General features: G+C 64.7%; 28 protein-coding genes. 7 read left to right on the forward strand and 21 right to left on the reverse strand.

All coding sequences use genetic code 11. The features are described 5' to 3' along the window. Positions 1-12: 12 nt before the first annotated feature. The 9 genes from E0E41_RS13755 to E0E41_RS13795 all read right to left on the reverse strand — a co-directional run bounded on the left by E0E41_RS13755 (position 13) and on the right by E0E41_RS13795 (position 7,716). Positions 13-672 (reverse strand): ribulose-phosphate 3-epimerase, encoded by a 660-nt coding sequence (locus E0E41_RS13755; protein WP_130870376.1) that lies wholly within the window; start codon positions 670-672, stop codon positions 13-15. A gap of 16 nt (positions 673-688) precedes the next feature. Continuing rightward, complete coding sequence (locus tag E0E41_RS13760; protein ID WP_130870377.1) at positions 689-1,618, reverse strand: carbohydrate kinase family protein; 930 nt, start codon at positions 1,616-1,618, stop codon at positions 689-691. 128 nt (positions 1,619-1,746) lie between these two features. Further along, positions 1,747-2,958, reverse strand: a complete 1,212-nt coding sequence (locus E0E41_RS13765) for an ABC transporter substrate-binding protein (protein WP_130870378.1) — start codon at positions 2,956-2,958, stop codon at positions 1,747-1,749. A gap of 60 nt (positions 2,959-3,018) precedes the next feature. Beyond that, entirely contained in the window at positions 3,019-3,870 is an 852-nt protein-coding gene (locus E0E41_RS13770; RefSeq protein ID WP_130870379.1) for an ABC transporter ATP-binding protein, read from the reverse strand. Positions 3,871-3,880: 10 nt separating this feature from the next. Further along, positions 3,881-4,717 carry an ABC transporter permease gene (locus E0E41_RS13775; RefSeq protein WP_207303219.1) on the reverse strand — a complete coding sequence of 279 codons (837 nt, stop codon included), beginning with the start codon at positions 4,715-4,717 and terminating at the stop codon, positions 3,881-3,883. A 95-nt stretch (positions 4,718-4,812) separates the two neighbouring features. After that, positions 4,813-5,274: an RpiB/LacA/LacB family sugar-phosphate isomerase gene (locus E0E41_RS13780; RefSeq protein ID WP_130870380.1), complete on the reverse strand. Its 462-nt coding sequence runs from the start codon at positions 5,272-5,274 to the stop codon at positions 4,813-4,815. An 18-nt stretch (positions 5,275-5,292) separates the two neighbouring features. Next, positions 5,293-5,955 carry a ribulose-phosphate 3-epimerase gene (locus E0E41_RS13785; protein ID WP_130870381.1) on the reverse strand — a complete coding sequence of 221 codons (663 nt, stop codon included), beginning with the start codon at positions 5,953-5,955 and terminating at the stop codon, positions 5,293-5,295. After that, positions 5,952-6,902, reverse strand: a complete 951-nt coding sequence (locus tag E0E41_RS13790; protein WP_130870382.1) for a transketolase family protein — start codon at positions 6,900-6,902, stop codon at positions 5,952-5,954. Before E0E41_RS13790 ends, E0E41_RS13785 begins: the two co-directional genes overlap by 4 nt. Then, on the reverse strand, positions 6,889-7,716 hold the full coding sequence (locus E0E41_RS13795) for a transketolase (protein WP_207303220.1): 828 nt from the start codon (positions 7,714-7,716) through the stop codon (positions 6,889-6,891). The genes E0E41_RS13790 and E0E41_RS13795 overlap by 14 nt, the downstream gene beginning before the upstream one ends. 408 nt (positions 7,717-8,124) lie before the next feature. Here E0E41_RS13795 and E0E41_RS13800 point away from each other — a divergent pair, with 408 nt between their 5' ends. The 5 genes from E0E41_RS13800 to E0E41_RS13820 all read left to right on the forward strand — a co-directional run bounded on the left by E0E41_RS13800 (position 8,125) and on the right by E0E41_RS13820 (position 12,062). Next, positions 8,125-8,961: a sugar phosphate isomerase/epimerase family protein gene (locus E0E41_RS13800; protein WP_130870384.1), complete on the forward strand. Its 837-nt coding sequence runs from the start codon at positions 8,125-8,127 to the stop codon at positions 8,959-8,961. Next, positions 8,954-9,262, forward strand: coding sequence for an alpha/beta fold hydrolase (locus tag E0E41_RS13805; protein WP_130870385.1), 309 nt, complete (start codon positions 8,954-8,956; stop codon positions 9,260-9,262). Before E0E41_RS13800 ends, E0E41_RS13805 begins: the two co-directional genes overlap by 8 nt. A 147-nt stretch (positions 9,263-9,409) precedes the next feature. Next, positions 9,410-9,967, forward strand: coding sequence for an alpha/beta hydrolase (locus E0E41_RS13810; protein WP_130870386.1), 558 nt, complete (start codon positions 9,410-9,412; stop codon positions 9,965-9,967). After that, the gene (locus E0E41_RS13815; protein WP_130870387.1) at positions 9,968-11,014 is read left to right on the forward strand and encodes a Gfo/Idh/MocA family protein; all 1,047 of its coding nucleotides are present in this window, start codon (positions 9,968-9,970) and stop codon (positions 11,012-11,014) included. 58 nt (positions 11,015-11,072) lie between these two features. Then, the gene (locus E0E41_RS13820; protein WP_130870388.1) at positions 11,073-12,062 is read left to right on the forward strand and encodes a LacI family DNA-binding transcriptional regulator; all 990 of its coding nucleotides are present in this window, start codon (positions 11,073-11,075) and stop codon (positions 12,060-12,062) included. 63 nt (positions 12,063-12,125) lie between these two features. On the opposite strand, the gene E0E41_RS13825 is transcribed toward E0E41_RS13820, so the two are convergent. The 3 genes from E0E41_RS13825 to E0E41_RS13835 are packed head-to-tail and all read right to left on the reverse strand — an operon-like array spanning position 12,126 to position 13,806. Next, a complete protein-coding gene (locus E0E41_RS13825; protein WP_130870389.1) occupies positions 12,126-12,656 on the reverse strand; it encodes a hypothetical protein in 531 nt (176 codons plus the stop codon). A gap of 12 nt (positions 12,657-12,668) precedes the next feature. After that, a complete protein-coding gene (locus E0E41_RS13830) occupies positions 12,669-13,232 on the reverse strand; it encodes a chromate transporter (protein WP_130870390.1) in 564 nt (187 codons plus the stop codon). Between the two features lies 1 nt (position 13,233). Then, the gene (locus tag E0E41_RS13835; RefSeq protein ID WP_130870391.1) at positions 13,234-13,806 is read right to left on the reverse strand and encodes a chromate transporter; all 573 of its coding nucleotides are present in this window, start codon (positions 13,804-13,806) and stop codon (positions 13,234-13,236) included. 103 nt (positions 13,807-13,909) lie between these two features. Between E0E41_RS13835 and E0E41_RS13840 the strand changes: the two genes are divergently transcribed. Continuing rightward, positions 13,910-14,824, forward strand: a complete 915-nt coding sequence (locus tag E0E41_RS13840; protein WP_207303221.1) for a LysR family transcriptional regulator — start codon at positions 13,910-13,912, stop codon at positions 14,822-14,824. A 114-nt stretch (positions 14,825-14,938) separates the two neighbouring features. On the opposite strand, the gene E0E41_RS13845 is transcribed toward E0E41_RS13840, so the two are convergent. Continuing rightward, positions 14,939-15,364 carry a hypothetical protein gene (locus tag E0E41_RS13845; protein WP_130870392.1) on the reverse strand — a complete coding sequence of 142 codons (426 nt, stop codon included), beginning with the start codon at positions 15,362-15,364 and terminating at the stop codon, positions 14,939-14,941. Between the two features lie 247 nt (positions 15,365-15,611). Between E0E41_RS13845 and putP the strand changes: the two genes are divergently transcribed. Then, a complete protein-coding gene (gene putP / locus E0E41_RS13850) occupies positions 15,612-17,132 on the forward strand; it encodes a sodium/proline symporter PutP (protein WP_130870393.1) in 1,521 nt (506 codons plus the stop codon). 55 nt (positions 17,133-17,187) lie between these two features. Here the strand turns inward: putP and E0E41_RS13855 are convergent, their stop codons facing one another. From E0E41_RS13855 to E0E41_RS13890, 8 genes are all read right to left on the reverse strand, one after another. Continuing rightward, complete coding sequence (locus E0E41_RS13855; protein ID WP_130870394.1) at positions 17,188-18,252, reverse strand: DUF362 domain-containing protein; 1,065 nt, start codon at positions 18,250-18,252, stop codon at positions 17,188-17,190. A gap of 22 nt (positions 18,253-18,274) precedes the next feature. Beyond that, complete coding sequence (locus tag E0E41_RS13860) at positions 18,275-19,195, reverse strand: LysR family transcriptional regulator (protein ID WP_130870395.1); 921 nt, start codon at positions 19,193-19,195, stop codon at positions 18,275-18,277. 82 nt (positions 19,196-19,277) lie between these two features. Beyond that, positions 19,278-20,510, reverse strand: coding sequence for a glycerate kinase type-2 family protein (locus E0E41_RS13865; protein ID WP_130870396.1), 1,233 nt, complete (start codon positions 20,508-20,510; stop codon positions 19,278-19,280). A 31-nt stretch (positions 20,511-20,541) separates the two neighbouring features. Then, positions 20,542-21,441, reverse strand: coding sequence for a dihydrodipicolinate synthase family protein (locus tag E0E41_RS13870; protein WP_130870397.1), 900 nt, complete (start codon positions 21,439-21,441; stop codon positions 20,542-20,544). 36 nt (positions 21,442-21,477) lie between these two features. Next, entirely contained in the window at positions 21,478-22,356 is an 879-nt protein-coding gene (gene garR, locus E0E41_RS13875; RefSeq protein WP_130870398.1) for a 2-hydroxy-3-oxopropionate reductase, read from the reverse strand. Between the two features lie 49 nt (positions 22,357-22,405). Continuing rightward, a complete protein-coding gene (locus E0E41_RS13880) occupies positions 22,406-22,768 on the reverse strand; it encodes a DUF1667 domain-containing protein (protein WP_130870399.1) in 363 nt (120 codons plus the stop codon). Then, the gene (locus E0E41_RS13885) at positions 22,765-24,003 is read right to left on the reverse strand and encodes an NAD(P)/FAD-dependent oxidoreductase (protein WP_130870400.1); all 1,239 of its coding nucleotides are present in this window, start codon (positions 24,001-24,003) and stop codon (positions 22,765-22,767) included. The genes E0E41_RS13880 and E0E41_RS13885 overlap by 4 nt, the downstream gene beginning before the upstream one ends. Next, positions 24,000-25,469: an NAD(P)/FAD-dependent oxidoreductase gene (locus E0E41_RS13890; protein ID WP_130870401.1), complete on the reverse strand. Its 1,470-nt coding sequence runs from the start codon at positions 25,467-25,469 to the stop codon at positions 24,000-24,002. Before E0E41_RS13890 ends, E0E41_RS13885 begins: the two co-directional genes overlap by 4 nt. Between the last annotated feature and the right edge of the window lie 7 nt (positions 25,470-25,476).

The following is a 25,476-nucleotide window of genomic DNA, read 5'->3' on the forward strand; positions in this document are numbered from 1 at the left end:
TGGCCGGGACCCTCACGCCGGGTCCAGCACCTGCCGGCAGGCCTGGATGCGCTGGGCGCTCAGGCCGCCCTGGTAGAAGGTAAAGGCGCCCATGACCAGCATATCCGCCCCCTGGGCGGCACACAGGGGGCCGTTGTGCAGGTCCACCCCTCCGTCCACGGAGATGAGCCAGGACTGTCCGCTGGCCCGGCGGTAGGCGCTGGCCGCCCGGATCGTCTCCAGGCAGCCGGGCTGGAAGGACTGCCCGGAAAAGCCCGGGCGGACGCCCATGACCAGCAGCAGGTCCAGCTCCGGCCCATAGGGGCGGGCCAGCTCGAAGGACTCGCCGGGAGAGAGGGCCAGACCGGCCTTCATCCCCAGCTCCCGGATCCGCCGCAGAGCCCGTCCCGGATCGGGCACGCTCTGGAGGTGGATGGTGGCCAGGTCGGCCCCCGCCTCGGCAAGCCGGTCCAGATAGGTCTCCGCGTTGTCCATCATCAGGTGGGCGTCGATGGTGCAGGGGTAGCGGGTGTGGAGGGCCCGGATCAGGTCGAAATTAAAGCAGAGATTGGGCACCAGATGGGCGTCCATCAGGTCGATGTGGAAGGTGGAACAGCCCTGGCTCAGGAGCAGCTCCGCGTCCCGGGCCAGATGGAGCAGGTCGCCGCAGATGAGGGTAGAAGAGTAGATCACCGCGTACTTCCTCCCTTCAGGAGATCTTTTTCAGAAGGGCGTCCACCTGTTCCCTGCTGATGACCCGGGAGGAGGCGCCCATCTGGGAGATGGACAGGGCCGCCGTGGCGGCGGCAAAGCGGCAGCAGTCGAAGAGGGATTTCCCCTCCAGCAGGGCGCAGAGGAAACCGGCGGCGAAGTTGTCGCCGGCGCCGGTGGTATCCAGCGCTCGGGCCGGGACGGCGGGGACGAAGAACTGCTCCCGCCGGCTGCGGGCGAAGCAGCCGTCCCGCCCTGTCTTGACCACCACGTGCTTGATGCCGCAGTCCAGCAGGGCGCTGGTGATGGACTCCAGGTCCCGCTGCCCGGTCAGGAGGGAGGCCTCCTCGTAGTTGGGGAAGAAGTAGTCCAGCCGGGACAGGCCCGCTTTCAGCTCCTCCAGGGGGTAGAGCCTGCCGTTGCACATCACGTCGGCGCACAGCAGGGCGCCGCTCTCCGCCGCGGCGGCGGTAAAGCGCTCGATGGTCTCCGGCGTCAGGAAGGGCGGCGCCAGCAGGCTGCCGATGGAGATGATCCTGGCGGCGCCGGGGGCCGGCGGCACGGGGGTAAAGAGGCTGCCCGGAGCCGGGACGGCCTCGTGGATGAAGTGGCGCTGGCCGTCGTTCTGGACCAGGATGATGTTAACGCGGGAGTTTCCGGGAGAGCGGACGATGTCCTCCGTGGGGACGCCCTTGTGCTTCAGCTGCTCCAGGATCAGCGCGCCGGCCTCGTCGGTTCCCAGGCCGGTCATCAGGCCGGCGTTCACCCCCAGATGCCGCAGGGCCACCGCCTGATTGACCGCGTCCCCGCCCACCGCCAGGGCGACCTGCTCACAGTTTTTTGCCTCGCCCTGAAAAGGGGTCGTCACATCCGCGCCCCGGACCAGCACGTCCAGACAGCCGATGCCAACACACATCACATCCCACACAGGGGCTTCCTCCTCTCATAGTTGCCGCCCGGAAGGGGCGGCGGTCACCGCCGCAAGCCGAAAAAAGCGGCCGGCCTCTCATGCTGCGCAGGGAGGCCGGCCGCAGGCGGACCTGTAAGAAGACCTGCTTACTGGCCCAGATAGTTCTCCACCGCGGTTTTCATGAAGCTAAAGTTGCAGGAATCGGGGAGGGTCTTGGGGTTGCCGCTCTCCACGTTGCCCAGCTTGTCGTTGTACAGCAGGTCCATCAGCTCATAGGCGTAGCCGGTACCGTCGTCAAAGCCCTCCAGGTAGTCGGACAGATCCTGGGCGCTGTACACGATGTAGTCCTCGCAGAAGAAGGAATCCTTGGCGGACTCGGTCACCTCTTCGGCCATGTCGGCGGCCTCCTCCTGGTGGGAGTTGCGGTAATCCAGGGCCTTGACCAGGGCGTTCATGAAGCGCTGGGCCACGTCGGGGTTCTGCTCCAGCCAGTTGTTGTTGGCCACCCAGGTGTTGATGTAGGTGTAGTCGGGCATATGGGTCTCAGCGGTGGCCACCTTGATGCCGCCGGCGTTGCGGATGGTGCTGGTGGAGGGAGAGTAGCAGCAGCACATCTTGGCGTCGCCGGCCTGGAAGGCGGCGGGGATGGTGTCGTTGCTCATGCTGTAGAAGAACACACGGTAGGCCTCGTCACCGGTGGGGTTGGGGTTGGTGTAGCCCTCCAGGAAGGAGCTGTCCTCGGTGTCAATCCACAGCTTCTCATTGTCGGGTACCTCGGTGTCGCCGGGGCCGCCGTACAGGTTGACCCGGGAGACGAACTCCTTCATCCAGCCGCCGGGGGTGGTGCTGGTGTCCACGAACACGGTCTGGCCCTTGAGGGCGTTGTAGATCTCCTCCCAGGTGGAGTCGGGGGTCAGGCCCACGCTCTCATCCACCAGGAACTGCTCGTTGTTGGAGATGCAGTCCATGAATACGAAGCTGATGGGCACGCCGCTGGCGTCCATGGCGTTCCAGGCCACGCCGGCGCCGATGAAGCCGATGTCCAGGGTGGGATTGTCGGTACGCATGGCGGCCATCTCAGCGGCGCCGCCGGTGACGATGGTGTAGTTGGGGGTGATGTGCTCCTCGTCAAAGTAGCCCATCTTCACGGCGGTGGCGAAGAGGGAGGCACCGGGGGCGTTGTTGTGGATGCCCACATTGACGGTGGCCCACTCCGCGTCGCTGGTCTCCTGACCGGAGGTCTCGGGCGGGTTGGAGGTCTGGGTGTTGTCGGCGGCCGGGTCGCCGTTGGAGCAGCCGGCCAGCACCGAGATGAGCAGCGCGGCGCTGAGCAGGAGCAGAGACAGACGTTTCTTCATGGGAAATCCTCCTTTTTTATCATTGTAATATGGTTACAGGAACGTCCTGTAAGGGGACCATTACTTCCGCACTTCCAGATACATCTGATAGACGGTGTTCCAGATGCGGTTCTTCATCTCCACGAACTCGGGGAGCAGCTTGGTGGCCTGGTTTCTGGGATAGGGCAGATTCACGTCCACGATCTCCATGACCTTGCCGGGTCGGGCGCTCATGATGACGATTTTGGTCGCCAGGAGGACGGCCTCCTCCACGTCGTGGGTGATGAAGAAGCAGGTCTTTTTCTCCTCCTGCCAGGTGACCAGCAGGTCCTCCTGGAGCTGGGCACGGGTCTGGGCGTCCAGGGCGCCGAAGGGCTCGTCCATCAGCAGCACGTCGGGGGCCACGGCGTAGCCCCGGGCGATGGCCACACGCTGCTTCATGCCGCCGGACAGCTGCTTGGGGTAGGCGTGCTCAAAGCCCTGGAGGTTGACCATCTTGATGTACTTTTCGCTCAGGGCCTGCTTTTCCGCCTTGGTGAGCTTGGTGTACTCGGCCTTGGTCCGGGGAGCGTTGGTTTTGGGGTCGATCTCCCCCACCTGCCGGAGCACCTTCTTGTACTTCATGCCGTACTCGATGTTCTTCTTCACCGTCATCCAGGGGAACAGGGCGTACTGCTGGAAGATGACGCCCCGGTCGGGTCCGGGTCCCACCACGGGGATCCCGTTCATGGTGACGGAGCCGTTGTCGAACCGCTCCAGGCCGGCGATGATGTTGAGCAGGGTGGTCTTGCCGCAGCCGGAGGGTCCCACCACGCAGACGAACTCATTTTCGTAGATGTCCAGGCTCACGTCGTTCAGGGCCACCGTGTCGCCCCGGGTGGCGTCCCGGTAGACCTTGTTGACGTGCGAGATCTCGATCAGTTTCTTAGCCATGTTCCGTACCTCACTTCCAACGGGTCAGCCGCGCCTCCAGGAGGAGCAGCACCTTGTCCAGGATGTATCCGATCACGCCGATGGTTATGATGCCCAACAGCACCAAACTGGTGTTCATATATTGCTGTGCCAATTGGATTCTGGCGCCCAATCCATAGATGGTGCCCGTCATCTCGGCGGCGATCAGGGTGGTCAGGGAGGAGGCCACCGCCAGCCGGGCGCCCACCAGGATGTAGGGGAAGGCCTCGGGGACCATCACGTCCAGGAACAGGTTCATGTCCTTGGCGCCGAAGGTGTAGGCCGCCTTGACCAGGGTCAGGTCCACCTGCCGGATGCCCTGATAGACGGTGACCACCACCACCAGGAAGGAGGCGATGAAGATGATGATGTACTTGGCCTTTTCCGTCAGGCCGGCGGCCAGGATGACCAGGGGGATCATGGCCAGGGGGGGAATGGTCCGCAGGAACTGGATCCAGGGCTCCAGCAGGTTGCGCACCTTGGGATACCAGCCCATCAGGAAGGCCACGGGGATGGCGCAGATAAATCCGGTGCTGAAGCCGATGAGCACCCGCTGCAGGGAGATGGACAGGTCCTTGAAGTACCGGCCGTTGGAGGCGATCTCCTCCTGAAGGGCGTCCCAGACCTGCACGGGGCCGGCCAGGAAGGTGCTCAGGCTGGGATCGCTGGACAGCGTCAGCCACAGGATGACGGCGCACACCACGGAAACGATGTTCAGGGTGATGCGGGTGGCCCGGGTTCCGTCGCTGAAATCCTTCAGCTTGCGCGCCTTGACCTGGGGGGGTGCCGGCGCAGTTGTCCGGCTCATGTTTTTCTCCTGATCTGCCATAGTGACCTCCTGTTCCGCGTCCCCGCGCCGGGCGCTGGGAAACGCTCACACAAAAATGATGACCGATTGTACGGTTTTCAGACGACAGGCGCCGCTCAATAGACCCGGCGGCCTTCCTCGATCTCCTCCAGCATTCTGAGCCGTCCGTCGTGCTTGCCGGAGTATTTCCCGAAGAGGAATACCTCCACGATCCGCTCGAACTCGTCCGGGGTGGTGAGCCAGGCCCCGGTGGCCAGGATCCGGGCGTCGTTGTGCTCCCGGGCCATCAGGGCGGCGAAGGGGGTATAGCACAGGGCCGCTCTGGTCCCTCTGACCTTGTTGGCCGCCATGGCCACGCCCTGTCCGGTGCCGCAGATGAGGATGCCCCGGTCGAACTGTCCGTCCCGGACGGCCTCCGCCACCTTCTGGGCGGCCACCGGGTACTCCCCCGCCTGGGCGGAGTCGCAGCCGAAGTCGGTAATGTCGTAGCCCTTGGCGGACAGCCGGCGGATCATCTCGGTTTTCAGGTCATAGCCCGCCAGATCGCTGCCGATGACCAGCTTGAACTGTGTCTGCATATCCTTCACCTCTGTGTATTATGCTTCGATCCAGGACCGGAACCGCCGGCAGGCGGCCGGTATGGGAATATCCTGCTGAAAGATGGCGTAGAACCCCAGGATCAGTACGTCCGCGCCGCACAGTCTGCACTGGCGGCCGTTGTCCCGGTTGATCCCCCCGTCGATGGAGATGAGGTACTTCAGCCCCTCCTTCTCCCGGAACTCCGCCAGGGCGCGGATCTTCCGGTAGGTACCCTCGTCAAAGGGCCTGCGCACCCCGCCGGGGACGATGGACATGAGGATCACCATGTCCGCCAGGGGAAGCAGGTCGTGAAACTCCTCCGGCGTGTGCTCCGGATTGATGACGATGCCCGGCTTCATGCCCGCCTGCCGGATGTCCCGGAGGAGGGCGGCGGGGTCCCGGGCGGTGTCGGGGATGAACGAGAGGTAGTCCAGCCCTGCCGCCGCGCCGGGGGCCACATAGTCCTCCGGGTTGGTCACCATCAGGTGGGCGTCCAGGGTGATGGTGGGAAAGGTCTCCTTCAGCTCCCGGGCGGTGTCCAGGTTGGCGCACAGGTTGGGCACGTTGTGCCCGTCCATGAAGTCGATGTGGAGGAAGGGCATGTCGCCCTCGATCAGCTGCCGCACGTCCGCCTCCATGGCGATCTGCCGGGTACAGGCCAGGCTGGGCGCGTAGATCATGGAGCGCACCTCCAGCTCTTTTTCAGGGCCATGGCCCGCTTGGCCTGCTCCGCGATGGTTCCGGCGTCCAGATGGTAGCGCTCCTTCAGGTAGGGCAGGGTGCCCACCTCTCCGAAGGTGTCGGCCACTCCCACGGCGGTGATGGGTACGCTGAGCCGGTCGGCGGCCGCCTCCAGCACGGCGCTGCGCAGCCCGCCGATGACATTGTGGTTTTCCGCCGCCACGCCGCACCCCGTCTTGCTCAGGGAGGCCAGCACGGTCTCGGCGTCCAGGGGCTTGATGGTGTGTACGTTGACCACCTCGGCGTCCACGCCCTGGGCCGCCAGCCGGTCCGCCGCCTCCAGGGCCTCCCGCACCATCAGGCCGGAGGCCAGGATGGTCACGTCCCGGCCCTGCCGGAGCACGTCGGCCCGGAACAGGTCCAGGTGATAATTCTCGGGGTCGTAGAGGGGGCTCCACTCCTTGCGGTAGGTGCGCATGTAGACGCAGCCGGGGTAGTCGTTCATGGCCCGGAGGCCCTGCCGGAGCTGGACGGGGTCCGCCGGCTCAAAGATGACGGAGCCGGGGATGCTGCGCAGGACCCCCACGTCCTCCATGCTCATGTGGGTGCCGCCGTTGAGCTCGGCGGTGATGCCGGGGTCGGTGCCGATGATCTTCACGTTCATACCGGCGTAGAGCACGGAGATGGCGATCTGGTCGCACACCCGCCGGGTGGCGAAGGGTGTGAAGGAGGAGATGTAGGGCTTGAAGCCGTAGCTGGCCAGGCCGGCCGCCAGGCACACCATGTTCTGCTCGGCGATGCCCACGTCAAAGGTGCGCTCCGGGAAACGCTGGTGGACCGCCGTGGTGCCGTTGGAGGCCGCCAGGTCCGCGTCCAGCACCACGATATCGGGATCGGACTCCATCAGTTCGATCAGGGTCTGTGCCATGATGTCACGCATCCACATGGTCTGTGCCTCCGTTCTCCTTCAGGGCCTGTTCCACTTCCTCCGGGGTGAGGGCGAAGTAATGGCTCCCCTGGGCCTTGCCCTCCATTTTGGCGATCCCCTTGGCCTTGACCGTGTGGAGCACGATCATGGTGGGCCTGCCGGCGGAGGATTTCGCCTGGCAGACGGCCCGGTCGATGGCGTCCACATCGTGGCCGTCCGCCACGTCGATGCAGTTCCAGCCGAAGGCCTCCCACTTGGCGCAGACAGGCTCCAGGGTGTTGATGTCGTTGACGGCGCCGTCCAGCTGGGCTCCGTTGTAGTCCAGGAAGGCGATCATGTGGTCCAGCTTCCGGCTGGCGGCAAACATGGCCGCCTCCCAGATCTGGCCCTCCTGGGATTCCCCGTCGCCGATGATGGCGTAGATCCAGGCGCCGTCCTGCCGCAGGCGGCTGCCCAGGGCCGCCCCCACCGCGCAGGAAAAGCCCTGTGCCAGGGACCCGGCGGTCATATCCACCCCCGGGGTGCGCCGCATGTCGCAGTGGCTGGGCAGGTCGGTGCCGGGCTGATTCAGGGTCAGCAGCTTGGCCTTGGGGAAGTACCCCCGGTTGGCCAGGGCGGCGTACAGCGCCGGTCCGGCGTGCCCCTTGGAGAGGAAGAGCCGGTCCCGTCCCTCCAGCTTGGGCCGGGCGGGATCAATCCGCATATGTTTGAAGTACAGCACGCTGAGGACCTCCGCAATGGAGAGGCTGCCGCCGTAATGTCCCGCGCCCAGAGAGCCGATGCAGCGGATGGTATCCAGCCGGATATTCCGCGCGGCCTGTTTCAGATCCATGTGATCCACTCCCGCCTGTCTAATGTGGTTTCATTATAGGCACAGGTTCGTCGGGTGTCAATAATCTTCTGAAAATATTTTCAGTGTATATAAATTCAACAACGTTCCAAAATCGACAAGCAAAAGTTTCCTTATTTTTGTTATTTTTGTATTATATTAAACTTATTTCGCAGAAGCTCGCAAAACAAGACTGGCGCGTCCAAATTTTTTCTACTAATTCGGCACCTCGTCCCTGACATATTTGAAAATATTTTTTAAAACGCATAGAAAGTGAAATTAAAATTATGTGTTGTATTTATTCCATTATAATGATATTATTTGGTCAAAATCGTAAACCTAAAAAATCAGTGTCAGTTTTTGGTTTGTTTCCTGCTGTAAAAACGTTTTCAGTAAAGAGGGGGTTATTACATGGAGATAGGCGTTTTTTCCAATGTCTACTCCGGATGCACCGCCGAGGAAGGGCTTGCCCGCATGAAAGAGGTTGGGCTCACCCTGGCCCAGCTGAATCTGTGCTCCGTCTGCGGGGAGGCGCTGCCGGCGGCTCTGGACGAGGGGGCGCTGACGGCGGTGGGGCGGCAGGCCCGGGCGCTGGGCGTCCGGTTCGTCTCCCTGGCGGGCACCTTCAATCTGATCGACCCCGACCCGGAGGCCCGGCGGGAGGGCCTGCGCCGGTTTGAGGTGCTCTGTCAGGGGGCCGCCCTGCTGGGCATCCCGGTGATCCTGCTGTGCACCGGCTCCCGAAATCCCCGCAGCCAGTGGCAGTGGCACCCGGACAACGCCTCCCCCGCCGCCTGGCGGGACCTGCTGGCGGGGACGGAGCGGCTGCTGACCCTGGCGGAGCGGTACGATCTGGTGCTGGGCGTGGAGCCGGAGCCCTCCAACGTGGTGAGCGACCCCCGGCGGGCCCGGGCCTATCTGGATGAATTCCGCTCCGACCGGCTGAAGATCGTCCTGGACGGGGCCAATCTCTTCCGCCCGGAGCTGGTGTCCCGCATGGACCGGGTGCTGGAGGAGGGGATCGGCCTGCTGGCCGGGGACATCATCCAGGCCCATGCCAAGGACTTCCTGGTGGACGGGGCGGGGACGCTGACCTACACGGCGGCCGGGAAGGGGCTGCTGGACTACCCCCGCTATCTGGGGACCCTCCGCGCCGCGGGATTTGACGGCCCGCTGCTGCTCCACGGTCTGGGCCCGGACGAGGTGGCGGACAGCGTCCGCTTCCTGAGGGGGGTCCTGCATGAGTGAGCTTCGGCGGGGCGGCATGGCGATGCGCTGCCAGGTGAGGGGCGAGGGTCTCCCCTTCCTCTTTCTCCACGGCCTGGGCGGGAGCAGCACCCAGGGTCTGGGGCTGCTGGACCCGCTGGAGGGGGTCTGTCAGATCCTGCCCGACCTGCGGGGCCACGGGGAGACGGAGCTGGGCCCGGTTGAGGAGCTGAGCTTTTCCGCCATGGCGGAGGACGTGGCCGCCCTGTGGCGGTCGCGGGGCCTGGGGCGGGGGGGCCCTGTCTCTTTTTCACATCTCCGGGCCCACGAGACGGGCTCCTAAATCGCATGCCGCCCTCTGGCTGGAAAAAAAAAAAGAAGTCCTTTCGACAGTATTTCAGGTAGTTTGAGTTGAGGCCGTTGTTTCCGTCCGAACCGTTCTCCTCCTTTTCGGTGACGACGTTGACGGTCGTATCCGCGGGNGGGGCGGGTGGTCCTGGGCGGGATCTCCATGGGGGCGGCGGTGGCGGTGGCCGCGGCCCTCCGCTTCCCCGACCAGGTGGAACGGCTGGTGCTGCTGCGGCCCGCCTGGACCGACGCGCCTATGGCGGAGCGGGTCCGGGCCTGGTACCGGGCCCTGGCCGCCGCCCTGCGGAAGGGCTCCCCCGCGGCTCTGGAGGCCGACCCGGCCTTTCGGGAGATCCGCACCCACGAGGACACCGCCGCCATCTTTCTCAATGCGTTCCAGGACCGGGCCAGTCTGCGGTGGCCGGAGAAGTATGAGCTGCTCCCGGCCCAGCGGCCGCTGGGGGCCCTGGCGGAGCTGGGACGGCTGGAGCTTCCGGCGCTGATCCTGGCTGACCGGGGGGATCCCATCCATCCATTTTCCTACGCGGAACGATATGCCGCCGCCCTTCCCCACAGCACTCTGCTGGAGGTACCGTCCAAGGGCACGGAGTATCTCGCTTACCGGACCGCAGTCAACCGTGCGCTGCGGAACTTTCTGTCCGACGGGCGGCGGCCCGGGGGACCAGAGGAGGTCATGTAAATGAAGGCAAATATCGGGATCATCGGCGCGGGCGCCACGGTGGGCATCGCCCACAACCACGCGCTGGGCCTGCAGAAGGACAGCCGGGCCGCCATCGCGGCGGTGTACGATCTGGACCGGGAGCGGGCGGCGGACTTTGCCCGTCGCTTCGCGCCGGAGGCGGCGGTGTGCGCCACGCCGGAGGAACTGCTGGAGCGGGTGGACGGGGTGGATATCTGCACCCCCAACTTCACCCACGCCGACTATGTGGTACAGGCCGCCCGGGCGGGCAAGGCGATTTTTGTGGAAAAGCCTCTGGCCATCACCCTGCCGGAGTGTGAGCGGGCCGCCCGGGCGGCGGAGGAGGCGGGAGTATTCCACATGGTGGGCTTCGTCTACCGCTTCGCCCCCCACGCCCAGGCCCTCCGCCGGCTGATCCGGAGCAGGTTTACCCGGATCTACTCCGTCTCCGGCTCCTACGGCGCCCGGCGGCTGGCGGACCCCACCCTGCCCTTCGAGTGGCGGATGGACCGGACCCTGTCCGGCGGCGGGGCCCTGGATGACTTCGGCAGTCATCTTCTCGACTTGCTATTTTTCGCCTGCGGCGTTAAAATAAAGAAAATCTCCTGTCTTTCCACCATTAGTATCCCAAATCGTGCACCGGGCGCAGGGGGAAAGCAGCTGGTAGAAAATGACGATTCCTCGGCATTCACCGGTACGGGGGCGGGGGGCGAGCTGGTGTCCCTGCTCACCACCCGGGTGGGAATGGACAACATCGCCCTGCGGATCTCGGGAGACGGAGGGCTGGTGGTGCTCTCCTATGACGAGGATCATCTGATCTACTACCCCAAGGCGCCTCAGGGGGGGTATTCTGGGGAGCGGCAGTCCCTCCCCCTGCCCGACCGCTCCGGTTTTCAGGACTGGTTCGACCGGGAGATGCGCGCCTTTGTGGACGGGGTCCTGGGGCTGGGGCCGGAGGTATGTACCATCGGGGACGCGCTGGACATCCAGCGCGTGCTGGCAACGGCGGCCCGCTCCGCCGAATCGGGAAAAGTGTGCGCACTCTGAGCGGGGGCGCGCGCAGACCACAGTTTAATCATTGCTGAAGGGGTTGAGTGGTAATCTTATGGCGAAGGTAACCATTATCGACGTGGCCAACCGCGCGGGAGTATCCATCAGCACAGTATCCCGCTATCTGAAAGATGCCGGCAGCATCAATCCCGTCTCCTCCGCTAAAATCGACTTGGCCATCCGCGAACTGAACTATGTGCCCAATTCGTTTGCCCGCAACCTGAAGCGGGGGAGCGCCGATCTGATCGGCGTGGTGGAGCCGGATATTTCCCAGAGTTTCTTTTCCCGGACCGTAAAGTCGGTCAACAACATCCTGTATCAAAACGGCTATATGCTCCTGGTGTGCGACTCGGACTTTCAGCCCAGGAAGGAGCAGTTCCTCATCAACCGGCTGATCGAGCAGAACGTGTCCGGCATCCTGCTGGCCACCACGGGGAAAAACGCGGAATTCCTCCGCAAGATCTCGGAGCGTTTCCCCAACATTGTGCTCTTCGACCGGGAGGAGGAGAGCCTCAGCCTGGACTGCGTGGTGGAGGACAATGAGGAAAACGGCTACCGGCTGACCAAGCATCTGATCGACCAGGGGGGCAGGCGGATCGCGGTGCTCACCGGTATGTCCTTTGCCAGCAGCACCCGCCAGCGTCTGGCCGGCATCTGCCGGGCCGCGGAAGAGGCGGGGATCCCCCTGAGCGCCAAGGACACTTACATGAACGGCACCAACAAGGAGGTCATCCAGGAGAACGCGGCCAGGATCCTGGAGGCCGGGATCTACGACACCATCATCTTCACCATCCCCCGCAGCATTTTCGGCATCCAGAGCGTGCTGGAGAGCCGGGGGATGCAGCTGGGAAAGGACGTTCTGGTGGGGGGCTGGAGCAACCGGGAGCTGTTTCAGCAGAGCGGGGTCCGATACCCCGCCATCTTCCAGGATGCAGACCAGATGGGCACCACCGTGGCCAACCGCATCCTCCGCCGGGTGAATCTCCGGGAGGAATTCCTGCCCAGCGAGCGCATCGTCCTGGAGACGGAACTGTACATCCCCTGATTTCCGCCGAATTGCCGCAAAAAAGGCCCGGCGTCCGATCGCTGATCGGACGCCGGGTTTTTCTTACACGGTCAGAAACTGGTTTTCACTTTCCAGGTATCGGCAGAAGATAAACAGCCCGCAGAGAAAACACGCGGGGAAGGTCTGTTCCGCCTCCAGCCGCCAGCCGCCCATCGCTCCCCCATGAACGATATGAAGCATCCGCCGGCCGGCGCTGTCCTCCATGCAGTATTCCCGGCTGCTTTCCATACGCAGGATGTACTGAACCGCTCCCATCGCGATCAACGCATGGTCCGTCCGCGGCATCCGGCATATGGGCCAGCCCACCCGCTCCGGATCATCCCCCTCCGCATACCGGGGTGCGCCGGAGGCGTATTCCCGGCCGTCGTCCCGGCACATGACGTATTTGGTATAGCGCACATCCCCTCCCTGTCCGGGCGGTCCATCCAGCCGCCGGATCTCGGTACGCAGCAGCAGCGTGCCGTCCGGCCCCAGGATCTGGCGCGCGGAGCCCGGCAGCCCCATCCTGATCCTGGCCAGAGGCGGACCCCCACCCTGTCGGCAGAGCACCCCCGCTTTCAGCTCATAGTCCATAAAAACACCCCCTCACATGATCTGACAAAGGACCAGTCCGGCGGCACCGGCCCCCACCATCGCCCAGATCGGATTGATCTTCCACCGGCGCAGCGCGAAGAGTGCCCCGCAGAAGATCAACACAGATGCCGGCCGGATCCCCGTCAGATCCGCCGGCAGCGTGCGACTGCCGTAAAAAGACAGGATCAGCAGGGACAATCCGGCGGATGCGATGGTGGCCACCACCGCCGGGCGCAGGCCGAACAGGACGCCCTGCACCATGGACAGGCCTTTGAACCGATAGTAGATGTAGGCCAGCAGCATGACGATGATGCAGGAGGGGAGCACACAGCCCAGGGTGGCCACCAGCGCGCCCGGGATCCCCGCCACCTGAATGCCCACAAAGGTGGCCGAGTTGATGGCGATAGGCCCGGGGGTCATCTCCGCAATGGTCATGATATCGGCAAATTCCGTCATGGTCAGCCAGGGGTGCAGATCCACCACCTGATGCTGGATCAGCGGCATGGCGGCATAGCCGCCGCCGATGCTGAACAGGCCGATCTGAAAAAAACTCCACAGCAGCTGCAGATAGATCATTTCAGCCCCGCTCCTTTCTGGCCTTCTCCCGCCGCCAGGTGTCCAGACCGCCCAGCGCGCCGCAGATCAGGATGATCAGAATGATGTTTACGCCCCATACCCGCACCGCCAGAAAGGAGAGCACCATGACCAGAATGGGCATGACCCGCTTCAGCTGAACCACAGACCGGCCCATGGTGAACACCACGTCGCAGATCACCGCCGCCACCCCTGCCAGCATACCGTCCATGGCCAGGCTGACAAACACATTATTCCGAAAGGCGGTATAAAAAAAGGAGATCACCGTGATGATCACCAGCGGGGGCAGCACCGTGCCGCACACCGTCAGCAGCGCTCCGGGGATCCCCGCCACCCGGTAGCCCACCAGAATGGACGCATTTACCGCGATGGCACCCGGCGAGGACTGGGCGATGGCGGTCAGGTCCATCATCTCCTGCTCGTCGATCCAACCCAGCTTTTCCACAAACTTTTTCCGCATCAGCGGGATGATTACAAACCCTCCGCCAAAGGTAAACGCGCTGAGCTGCAGCGTGGATAAGAATAAGGTGCCGTACGGTTTTTTCTTTGTTTTCAAGCCGCTCCCTCCTTACCGTCATATTATACGGCTTGCAAAACAATAACAAAAATAATATTATTATATTAAATTGATATGTATAATGATATAAGAGGTGGGGCATATGACCATCCGGCACATCAAGATTTTTCTGAGCGTCTGCGATCACGGCTGCAACACCACCCACGCGGCGGAGGCGCTCCACATGGCGCAGCCTGCCGTCAGCCTGGCCATTCGGGAACTGGAACAGTATTACGGGGTGCGGCTGTTCGACCGGATCGGACGGCGGCTGGTGCTCACCGAGACCGGGCGGCGGTTTCTGGCCTATGGCAGGCGCATTGCCGGTCTGGTGGACGACATGGAGCGGGAGCTGCGCAACTGGGACCAGCTGGGCCTGCTGCGGGCGGGGGCCAGCATCACTATTGGGGCCCAGTTTCTGCCCAGCTACGTCAGGACCTTCTCACAGCTCAACCCCGGGGTGGAGATCCGGGTGGAGGTGGCCTCCTCGGACCGGCTGGAGGAGGGGCTGATGGACAACTCTCTGGACTTTGCCCTCATGGAGGGCGCGCCCCGGGGGGACTGTATCCGCACCTTGGCGTACATGGAGGACCGTCTGGCGGTGATCTGTCCCAGGGACGGCCCCTTCCGCCAGGGCCAGATCCTGACTTTGGAGGAATTCCGGACCCAGCGCTTTTTGCTGCGGGAACGGGGTAGCGGCACCCGGGAGGAATTCGAGCGAACGGTGGCCGCGGCCGGGCTGACCGTGGAGCCGGTGTGGGAGGCCATGAGCACCACCGCTCTGGTCAACGGAGTGATCTGCGGTCTGGGGATCGCGGTGCTACCCTACCGCATGGTGCTGGGTCCCCTGGAACGGGGTCTAGTGGTGTCTGTGGGTGTGAAGGGGCTGGAATTCCGCCGCCAGTTCCGCATCGCCTGGCACAAGGACAAATACCTGACCCCGCTGGCCGGCTCCTTTATCGATCTGTGTCGCCGCTATGAGCTGGATTATCCCACGCCCCGGTATAACGGACTGTACTGATCCCTTTCTGTCACTCTGTTTGGCTGTACCGCTTTGGGCCAAGGTCCCGGGTCCCCCTTGTACCGCCCCGGCACCACCCTCCCCGTTTCCCCCAAAAGGCCGGTCCACTTTGGTCTAACCAGAGAAGCCTTTCCTGCTCTCCTCCTTGGTCCACAACGGGTCAGATCTACGAGATATTGCCAGGGGGGAGGGATCGTCTGTCCGCCAGGCGGAGGTGAACTCGTACACGTTGGGCTTGCGCAGGTTCTTGTTGGAGTATACCTTCACAAAGCCCCCGTCGGCCAGCTGGCGGATGTACCGCCGCAGGCTGGTGGAGGGCACGCCGTACTTTCTGGCCGCCGTCCGGGGCAGCAGGAAGGTCCGCCGCCCGCCGCTCTCCATGGCCATGCACAGGTACAGCATCCGGGGCCCCGGCCCCAGGGCCTGGAACTTCTTGCTCAGCAGCAGGGAGTTGCCCACCTGGAGAAACCGGCGCTCCTTACCGTCGGCTCGGGCGCTCATCCAGGGCAGCATGGTGCCGCCGCTCTTTCTTCTGCTCATGTTATCCGCTCCTTTATGCATCGGCCCGCAGGCCGGGTTTACTCAGGGGGCAAAGGGGGCGGAAGTTGTCCGTTTTGATGCAAGCATCCGGAAAAATGGCAGAGGCACAGGAAATTTTCCGGCCGAAAACTGATTTTTATGTATTCTTTCGTATTCTCTTTGTTACAGCACTGTGCTATAATGTCCACATCGTCCCGGCGGTGTGTGGCCGGGACCGGAGAGCGAATGAGAAAAGGAGCGTGTTTCCATGACCACCACGGAAATCCTGATCCTGCTGGCCATCGTGGTCTACCTGCTGTTCATGCTGTGGATCGGCTGGATCTGTTCCAAGAAAAACGAATCTGTGGACGACTTCTACCTGGGCGGGCGGAAGCTGGGACCCTTCGTCACCGCCATGAGCGCCGAGGCCAGCGACATGTCCTCCTGGCTGCTGATGGGCCTGCCCGGGGTGGCCTACCTCACCGGCCTGGCGGAGGCCAGCTGGACCGCCATCGGCCTGGCGGTGGGCACCTATCTGAACTGGCTCATCGTGGCCCGGCGCATCCGCCGCTATTCCCACCGGCTGGACGCCATCACCGTGCCCCAGTTCTTCTCCAAGCGGTGGGGGGATGACCGGTGCCTGCTGTCCGCCATCGCCGCCCTGGTCATCATCATCTTCTTCATCCCCTACACCGCCTCCGGCTTCTCCGCCTGCGGCAAGCTGTTCTCCACCCTGTTCGGCATGGACTACCTCACCGCCATGCTCATCTCCGCCGCCGTCATCGTCCTCTACACCGTCATGGGCGGCTTTCTGGCCGCCTCCTTCACCGACCTGATCCAGTCCATCATCATGACGGTGGCCCTCATCGTGGTGCTGGGCTTCGGGGTGACCCAGGCCGGCGGCCTGGATGCGGTGATGGACAACGCCCGGTCCATGGCGGGCTACCTGTCCCTGGACCGCATCCACGACCCCGCCACCGGCGGCTCCAACCCCTACAGCCTGCTCACCATCTGCTCCCTGCTGGCCTGGGGCCTGGGCTACTTCGGCATGCCCCACATCCTGGTGCGGTTCATGGCCATTGAGGACGAGAAGAAGCTGAAGCTCTCCCGCCGGGTGGCCTCCTCCTGGGTGGTCATCTCCATGGGCGTGGCCATCTTCATCGGCCTGGTGGGCAGCGCCATGACCCGGGCCGGCGCCCTGGAGCAGCTGGCCGATTCCGAGACCATCATCGTCCGCATCGCCAGCCTCATCAGCCAGTTCGGGGTGGTGCCCGCCCTGCTGGCCGGCGTCATCCTGGCGGGCATCCTGGCGGCCACCATGTCCACCGCCGACAGCCAGCTGCTGGCCGCCTCCTCCTCCATCTCCCAGGACCTGGGCAACGACTTCCTCAAGCGCAACTTCAGCGGCAAGCGGGGCATGGTGGTGGCCCGGTCGGTGATGATCGTCATCTCCCTCATCGCCGCCTTCCTGGCCCGGGACCCGGACAGCTCGGTGTTCCGGGTGGTGTCCTTCGCCTGGGCCGGCTTCGGCGCCGCCTTCGGACCCACCATGCTGATGGCCCTGTTCTGGAAGCGCTCCAACAAGTGGGGCGCCCTGGCGGGCATGATCGTGGGCGGCGTGATGGTCTTTGTGTGGAAGTTCCTCATCGCCCCCATGGGAGGCGCCTGGGCCATCTACGAGCTGCTGCCCGCCTTCTGCTGCGCTCTGGCGGCCATCGTGGTGGTCTCCCTCCTCACCCCCGCCCCCAGGCAGTCGGTGCTGGACCTCTTCGAGGAGGCAAGAAAATAAAAAAACAGACGGCCGGTGCTTTTCAGCACCGGCCGTTTTCATGCCGTCAAACGGGTCAGCCCTTGTTCAGATAGTTCATGATCTCCTCGGCGGTGGGGGGGCAGCCGGGCACCTGGCGGGAGGCGCAGTTGCAGCAGGCCCCCACGCCCAGGCCGTGGAATTCCACGCCCCGCCAGCCCTGGCCGATGGCGATGGGCTCGCCGGTGGGGCGGCTGTTGTACAGGGCCCGCACCAGGCTGGCGTAGCAGGCGGAGCAGGCGCTCTTGGCCTGCACGTTCCGGGTGAGGGCGGCCACCTTGCCGGAAGGGGCGGGGTACCTGGAGGCGGCGGTGGGCTGGTTGAGCTGGATGATATCCTCCGGGCCCACCTTGGTGGTGCCCGCTCCCCAACCCTCCGCCAGGCCGATGTAGGGCACCTGGTCCAGATCCAGGCCCATCAGGCGGCAGCCGTAGGCGTCGATCTGCACCGGGTCGGTGCCCAGCATCATCCGGCCGGTGGGGACGGGGTTGCCCCCCTCCTCAAAGTTCAGGTCGCCGCAGATGCTGTCCACAATGGTCAGGTCGGGCTTGAGAGCGGCGGCCAGGGCGGCGATGGGCCGCATCAGCCCCTCGGCGTGGAACTTCCGCTTCTCCTTGTCGGGCAGGCAGCCCTTGCAGTTCTTCAGGGCGCAGGTCATCACGGTCTGGCAGTGGCCCTTGAGCACCGGCAGGTTGATGAGATAGCCCGCGTCCAGGGCCCGGCAGCAGATCTCTATGGGCCGCAGGGGGGTGTTCACCCGCCGGGTCTTGTCGTGCTTCAGGTCGTACAGGGGCACGTTGTAGCGCTTGCCCACCTGGTCGTAGCCGGCGGCCCGGAAGGCCCGGCCGGTATCGTCTCCCACCCAGGAGCCCTCGATGATGCTGATATCGGTCACGCCGTGGTCCTTCAGGTACTCGATGGCGCCGGACAGCACCCCGGCGTGGGTGGTGGCGCCGCTCTCCGGGGAGGCGGCCACCACCAGGTTGGGCTTGAGGGCCACGCTGGCTCCGGCGGGGATCTGCCCGGCCACGCCGGCCTGCTCCATCAGGGCCTTTGTCATCTCATGGGCGTCGGAGCCGAAGATTTCATAGATAACAGGCATGGAAATCCTTCCTTTTCTTGGGTTAAATGAGATCTGATTTCTCCCGGCGGAAGTTGTCCGCCGCCAGGTCGATGAAATGCCGGGCCGCCTTGGAGAGGTAGTGGTTCTTCCGGCAGCACACTGCCACCTTCCAGCTGGGGCGCCCCGCCAGGCGGAAGGTGGCCACGTTCCGCCGGTCCTTGGTGTAGTAGTAGGGCATGATGGAACAGCTCAGCCCGTTTTCCACCATGGTCACGTTGGCCCGGTTGCTGGCGGTCTCCAGGAAAATGTCCGGCTTGATGCCCGCCTTCTCGAACAGGGGGTCGATGATCTCCCGCTGGGTGGACTGCCGGTAGATCAGGCAGAAGGTCAGATCCCGCAGCCGCTCCAGCTCCAGCACGGTGAGGGGCTCTCCCGGCGGGGCGGCCAGGGCCGCCAGCGGGTGGTCCCGGGGGGTGATGAGGACGAACTCCTCCTCCAGCAGGGTGGTGCCCGTCAGGCCGGGCACATCCAGGTCCTTCATGGAGACGAAACCCAGGTCCAGCTCGTCGTTCTGGAGCATCTCCAGCTGCCGCCGGACGCTGATCTCCCGGGGAATGACGTTGATCTTCGGGTAGCTCTGGTAAAACAGCGGGTACACCGTCATGAACATCTCCATGCCCCGCTCGGGCGCGAAGGCCAGGGAGAGGGTCCCCCGCTGCTGGTCGGCCATGTCGTGGATGATGCGGTAGGCCTCATCCTTCAGGGCCACCATCTGTTTGGCGTAGTCCACATAGACCTTGCCGGCGGCGGTCAGGGAAAAGCTGGTGCGGGAGCGGTAGAACAGCTGGGTGCCCAGCTCCTTTTCCAGCTTGAGCAGCTGCTGGTCCAGGGCGGACTGGGTGATGAACAGCTTGGCGGCCGCCTTGCTGATCCCACCTTCCTGGGCAATGGTCAGAATATAGGTCATCTGTTTGACGTCCAAAACCCTCACCTCCTTGCGGTCTGGAGAAAAAAGACGCCCCCGGCCCCATCAGGGGAGCTCGGGGGCGGTGTGCGCCCGATCGTCAGCGGCGAATCAGGAGCACAGCTACATCGTTCACATTGGTGCCGGTGGCTCCGGTGACGATCAGCCCGCCACAGGCCTTCAGCGCCGTATAGGCATCGTTCTGGCGCAGCACGTCGTAGATGCGCACGCCCTGCCGGGCCAGCGCCTCCCGGGTGCCGTCGTCCACATAGCCGCCGGCGGCGTCGGTGGGGCCGTCGGTGCCGTCGCTGCCCACGGAGAACACAGCGGTGTCGGTCAGACCCGCGATCCCCTCGGCGGCGGACAGGGCCAGCTCCTGGTTGCGGCCGCCCTTGCCCTTGCCCGTCAGGTGGACCACCGTCTCGCCGCCGGCCAGGAAGGCCAGGGAGCGGCCGTCGTTCTGGTGGGCCCGGGCCACGGCGGCCAGGAAGGCCCCCGCCTCACGGGCCTCGCAGTCCAGGCTGTCGGTGAGCACCATGGGCTCATAGCCCAGCTCCCGGCAGGCGGCAGCGGCGGCGGAGCACAGCTCCCGCACGCTGCCGGTGATGACGGTCTGGACGTTGTCCAGCTCCTTGGGGGTCTCCTTCTCCAGGCAGCCCGCCGCCTCCGCCGACAGGGGCAGAGCGTACTTCTCCGCGATGGCCTTCGCGTCGGCGCAGGTGGAGGAGTCGGGATAGGCCGGGCCGGAGGCGATCATGTCCAGGGGGTCGCCGATGATGTCGGACAGGACGATGGAGCACACCCGGGCGGGGGCGCAGTGCTGGGCAAAGCGTCCCCCCTTCACGGCAGACAGCCGCTTGCGGATGGTGTTCATCTCCACGATGTCCGCGCCGCAGGACAGCAGGCTCTGGGTGATCTTCTGCAGCTCGTCCTGGGGGACCAGGGGGGCCTCGAAGAGGGCGGAGCCGCCGCCGGACAGCAGAAACAGCACGGTATCCTCCGCCGTCAGGTCCTGGGTCAGGGCCAGGGCCTCCTCCGTGGCGGAGAAGGTGTCCTGGTCGGGCACGGGGTGGCCCGCCTCACGGATACGCAGCTGGCCGATGGGGCCCTGGGCATAGCCGTGCTTGGTGATGACGATGCCGCCGCTCAGCTGATCCCCCACGCAGTCATAGGCTGCGCGGGCCATGGACCAGGCCGCCTTGCCCACCGATACCAGCACCAGCCGCCCCTGGGGGAGCGGAATGTCCTTCAGGGCCCGGCGCACCGCCGCATCGGGCTGCACCGCGGCAATGGCCTGACGGACGATCTGGTCGCAGTCGTTTCTCAGTTTCATACGTACCTCCATAGGAGCCTCCGGCGGAGGCTCAGATCAGGCCCGCCTCGTGCATGGTGCGGCGGAAGCCCTCTTTGGCCGCGCCCTCGGGGGTGGGCAGGTTGGGCAGATAGGGCACGCCCACGTCCCGGCCCCGCAGGGTGGCCATATCCTTGGCCGCCACGGGGAAGCTGGCCGGATCCATGGCCAGACGGACGGGGTTCAGCTTGAACTGGGCCTCCAGGCTGCCCTTCAGGTCGCCGGCTACAAACTTATTATACACGTCCGTGATCAGTTCGGGCATAAAATTTGCGGCGGTGCACACGCCGCCCACGGCGCCGTGGCACAGGCTGGCGTACAGCAGGGTATCCTTGCCGCCGAACACCTTGAAGTCCACGTCGCGGGTGCGGCGGATGAACTCGCTGGTCAGGGTGATGTCGCCGCTGGTGTCCTTCATGCCCACGATGTTGGGCACCTTGTGGGCCAGCTCGTCGATCAGGTCGGCGGTGAGGGTGTAGCCCACACGGCCGGGGTTGTTGTAGAGCAGCATGGGCATGTCGGGCACGCTCTCGGCGATGGTCTTGAAGTGCCGGAACAGCTCGGCATAGGTGGGCTTGAGGAACATGGGCTGGAGCACGCTGATGCCGGAGGCACCGTTGGCCGCCGCCATCTTGGCCAGGCGGCAGCACTTCTTGGTGCTGATGGCGCCGATGCCGAAGTACACGGGGACGCGGCCCGCGGCCTGATCCACCATGATCTTCAGGCCCCGCTCCATCTCGTCCTCTTCCACCATGTAGAACTCGCCGTTGCTGCCGAAGGCCAGGATGCCGGACACGCCGCCGTTGATGACGTAGTCCACCTGAGCGCGCATCTTGGCTTCGTCGATCAGCTCGTTTTCGTCAATGGGGGTCAGAATGGGCACTACCACGCCCTTGATAAAATCGGTATTCATGACAGGTTCCCTCCCCTTCTGCCGGACCGGGTCCCCTTACAGGGACTCGATGCCGGTCAGCTTCTTGTAGTACTTGATGATGGAGCTGTGGTCGTCCTGGCCGCAGCCGTTGTTGTGCAGCCACTGGAAGATCTCCTGCACGGCGGCGGTCATGGGCAGGGGGGAACCCACGGTGTGGGCGCAGTCCAGAGCGTTGTTCAGGTCCTTGATGTGCAGGTCGATCTTGAAACCGGGCTTGTCGTTGCCCTCGATCATCATGGGAGCCTTGGCGTTCATGACGGTGGAACCGGCCAGGCCGCCGCGAATGGCCTCAAACACCAGCTGGGGCTCCACGCCGGCCATCTTGGCCAGGGTCAGGGCCTCGGACAGAGCCTGAATGTTGCAGGCCACGATGATCTGGTTGGCCAGCTTGGTGGTGTTGCCGGCACCCACCTCGCCGCAGCGGACCACGGAAGCACCCATGGCGCCCAGCAGATCCTTGTACTTGTCAAAGACCTCCTGCTTGCCGCCCACCATGAAGGACAGGGTGCCGTCGATGGCCTTGGGCTCGCCGCCGGACACGGGGGCGTCCAGCATCTCGATGTTCTTCTTGGCCAGCTCAGCGGCGATCTCCTTGGAGGCCACGGGGTTGATGGAGCTCATGTCGATGAACACGGTACCGGGCTTCATGTGGGCGGCCACGCCGTCCTCACCCAGCATCACGGCCTTGACCTGGGGGCTGTTGGGCACCATGGTCAGCACCACGTCGCAGGTCTCGCCGATCTCGGCGTTGGTAGCGGCCTTGGCGCCGGCAGCCACCACTTCGTCCACAGCGGCCTTGTTCAGGTCGCTGACCGTCAGGTCATAGCCCGCCTTCAGCAGGTTCTTAGCCATGGGCTTGCCCATAATACCGAGACCAATCAGTCCGACTTTCATAGTAATTTCCTCCTAGATATTGAAAATAGAATTTATCCAAACGGGTCGCTCACAGAGCGGCCACGTTTTTGGTGATGATGACGTTGGCGCCCAGGCCGCACACGTCGGGCAGGACCACCTGTCCGATGGCGGTGGGGGCCTTTACATGGAGCTTGTTGATGGCGTCCATGACGGCGAAAATGTCCTTCTTGGGAATGGGCCGGTCCAGCCGGACGCTGACCAGGGGCAGCTCGCCCCCCTCCACCGGAATGCTGGTGGCGATGTTGCGCCGGGGATCGGTGAGCTCCTGCCGGACGTAGTCCTGACCCTTGGGGCAGGTGGCGCCCTCAATGGAGCGCACGTCGGTGCCCTCGTACTCGGCGGTGATCTCACAGCCGTTGGGGCAGATGATGCAGGTAAAGGTCCGTGTCATTGTACGCTCACCTCCAGATCTCCCGCGGTCTCCAGCTTCTCCGCAGGCACGGTGAGCTGGATCATCTCGGCGGGCAGGGCCTTGGGGAACTTCCGCCGCAGCACTTCCCGGCCGTTCTGGGTGACGGTGAGGGTGACCTTCTTCAACGGCTGGCGCACCCGCAGGGACAGGGTGAAGCTCCGGGTGCCGCTGATCCGCTGGGGGATCACGTGGCCCACGTTGGTACCGGCCTTCACCTCCAGGGGACAGGCGGGCAGGGAGCCCTTCTGCAGGTACTCCGCCGCCGCGGCCGCCAGGGCCTCCGCCTCCAGGGAGACGAAGTCCACCAGGTCGTGGACGTGGAGCACGTTGCCGGCGGAGAACACGCCGGGAATGCTGGTCTGATAGTGCTCATCCACGAAGGCGCCCTTGGTGCGCCCGTCCACCGCCAGGCCGGAGCCGTTGGCGATGTCCCCGGCGGGGATCAGGCCCACCGACAGGATGAGGGTGTCGCAGTCCACCCGCTCCTCGGTGCCGGGGATGGGGCGGAACTTTTCGTCCACCTGGGAGATGGTGACCCCCTCCAGCCGCTCCCGGCCGTGGATGTCGGTGACGGTGTGGCTCAGGTGGAGCGGGATGTTGTAGTCGTTGAGGCACTGCTCGATGTTCCGGGGCAGGCCGCTGGGATAGGGCTGGACCTCGTAGACACCCTTCACATGGGCCCCTTCCAGGGTCATGCGCCGGGCCATGATGAGGCCGATGTCGCCGCTGCCCAGGATCACCACTTCCCTGCCCACCATCAGGTTGCGCAGGTTGATGTACTCCTGGGCCACGCCGGCGGTGTAGATGCCGGCGGGACGGCTGCCCGGAATGGCCAGGGCGCCCCGGGTACGCTCCCGGCAGCCCATGGTCAGGATCACCGCGTCCCCCCGCAGCTTCTTCAGCCCGGCGGGGCCGGAGGCGGTGACGGTGCGGTCGGCCTCCAGGGAGAGCACCGTGGTGTCGGTGAGGCAGGTGATGCCCAGCTCCTCCGCCTGGTCCACAAACCGCTGGGCGTACTCCGGACCGGAGAGGGTCTCCCCGAACCGGGTCAGGCCGAAGCCGTCGTGGATGCACTGGCGCAGGATGCCGCCGGTGCGGTGTTCCCGCTCCAGCACCACCACGTCGTCAATGCCCTTCTGCTTGAGCTGGATGGCCGCGGCCAGACCGGCGGGACCGCCGCCGATGACCACCGCCTGATGGCGTTCCACATTCATGCCCGGTCCCCTCCTTTCACCGCGCCGGTGAACATCCAGGAGCCCTCCGGCCCCAGGTGGATGTCCTTAAAATCCTCACCCAGCTCCTGATGGAGGGCCTCGGTGATGCGGGTCTCGCAGTAGCCGCCCTGGCAGCGGCCCATGGTGGCCCGGGTGCGCACCTTGACGCCGTTGACGGTGTGGACCCCCAGGGGGTTGTGGATGGCCTGGAGGATCTCCGCCTTGGTGACCTTCTCACAGCGGCAGAAGATCTCGCCGTAGTCCGGGTTCTCCGCGATGGCGGCCGCCCGCTCCTCGTCGTTCATGTCGGCGAAGCGGCGGATGCCGTGGCGGACGGGGTCGAAATCGGGGTTGGGCTCCAGCGTCTCCCGCTGGGCGATGAGGGCCACGGCCCGGCGGGCCAGCGGCAGGGCGGAGGTCAGGCCGGGGGACTCGATGCCCACCAGGTTGACCACGCCGGGCACCTCGTCCCGGCACTCCAGCACGAAGTCCTGCACCGCCCCGGTCTCCGGGTCGATGCGCTTGGGCCGGATGCCGGCAAAGTTGCGGATGAAGTAGGCCCGGTCCATGTGCTTGAACATGCGGGAGCCGCTCTCGATCAGGCCGTCCATGGCGGCCTGGGTGGATTCGTAGTCCTGGAAGTCCCGGGCCAGCTGGCTGTCGGGACCCACCAGCACGTTGCCGTCCACCGTGGGGGTGGCGTGGGTGTCGAAGGTGTTGTCCGGATTGGGGGCGGGATAGACGGGGATCTTGGCGAACTGCCCCGCCAGCTTATCCAGCACGAAATACTCGCCCTTCACCGGCTTGATGACGTAGCCGGGGATGCCCAGCTGCTCGCTGACCACGGCGGAGTTGAGGCCCGCGCTGTTCACCACCCACCGGGTGAGGAAGTCGCCCCGGGTGGTGTGGAGCAGGTGGGCGCCGTCGGCCTGCCTGGTCTCGCCGGTAAAGGCGCAGTTCAGGTGGTACTCCGCACCGTTGCGGACGGCGTTTTCCGCCAGGGCAATGGTGTAGAGGAAGGGGTCCAGGATGCCGCTGGCCGGGCACCACATGGCAAAGTTGCCGCCGGCGCTGGGGTCCAGCTCATCCATCCGCTTGCGGTCGATGATCTCCAGGCCCTTCACGCCGTTGGCCTCGCCCCGGGCCTTGAAGTTCTCCAGGCGCTGCCGGTCCTCGTCGGTGAAGCCCACGATGAGCTTGCCGGTGCGCTTGAAGGGCACGTCCAGCTGGGCGGCCACCTGGTCGAACTCCTGGTTGCCCTCCACGGCGCAGATGGCCTTGAGGGTGCCGGTCTTGTACAGGAAGCCGGCGTGGAGCATGCCGGTGTTCCGGCCGCTGGTCTGGGTACAGACGTCGCTCTCCTTCTCCAGCACGGCGATGCGCAGCTTGTACCGGGAGAGCTCCCGGGCGATGGCGCTGCCCACCACGCCGCCGCCGATGATGACGACGTCATAAGTCTGCTGCATACAGGTC

It is taken from the genome of Intestinimonas massiliensis (ex Afouda et al. 2020), assembly GCF_900626285.1.
GTDB classification, from domain to species: domain Bacteria; phylum Bacillota; class Clostridia; order Oscillospirales; family Oscillospiraceae; genus Flavonifractor; species Flavonifractor massiliensis_A.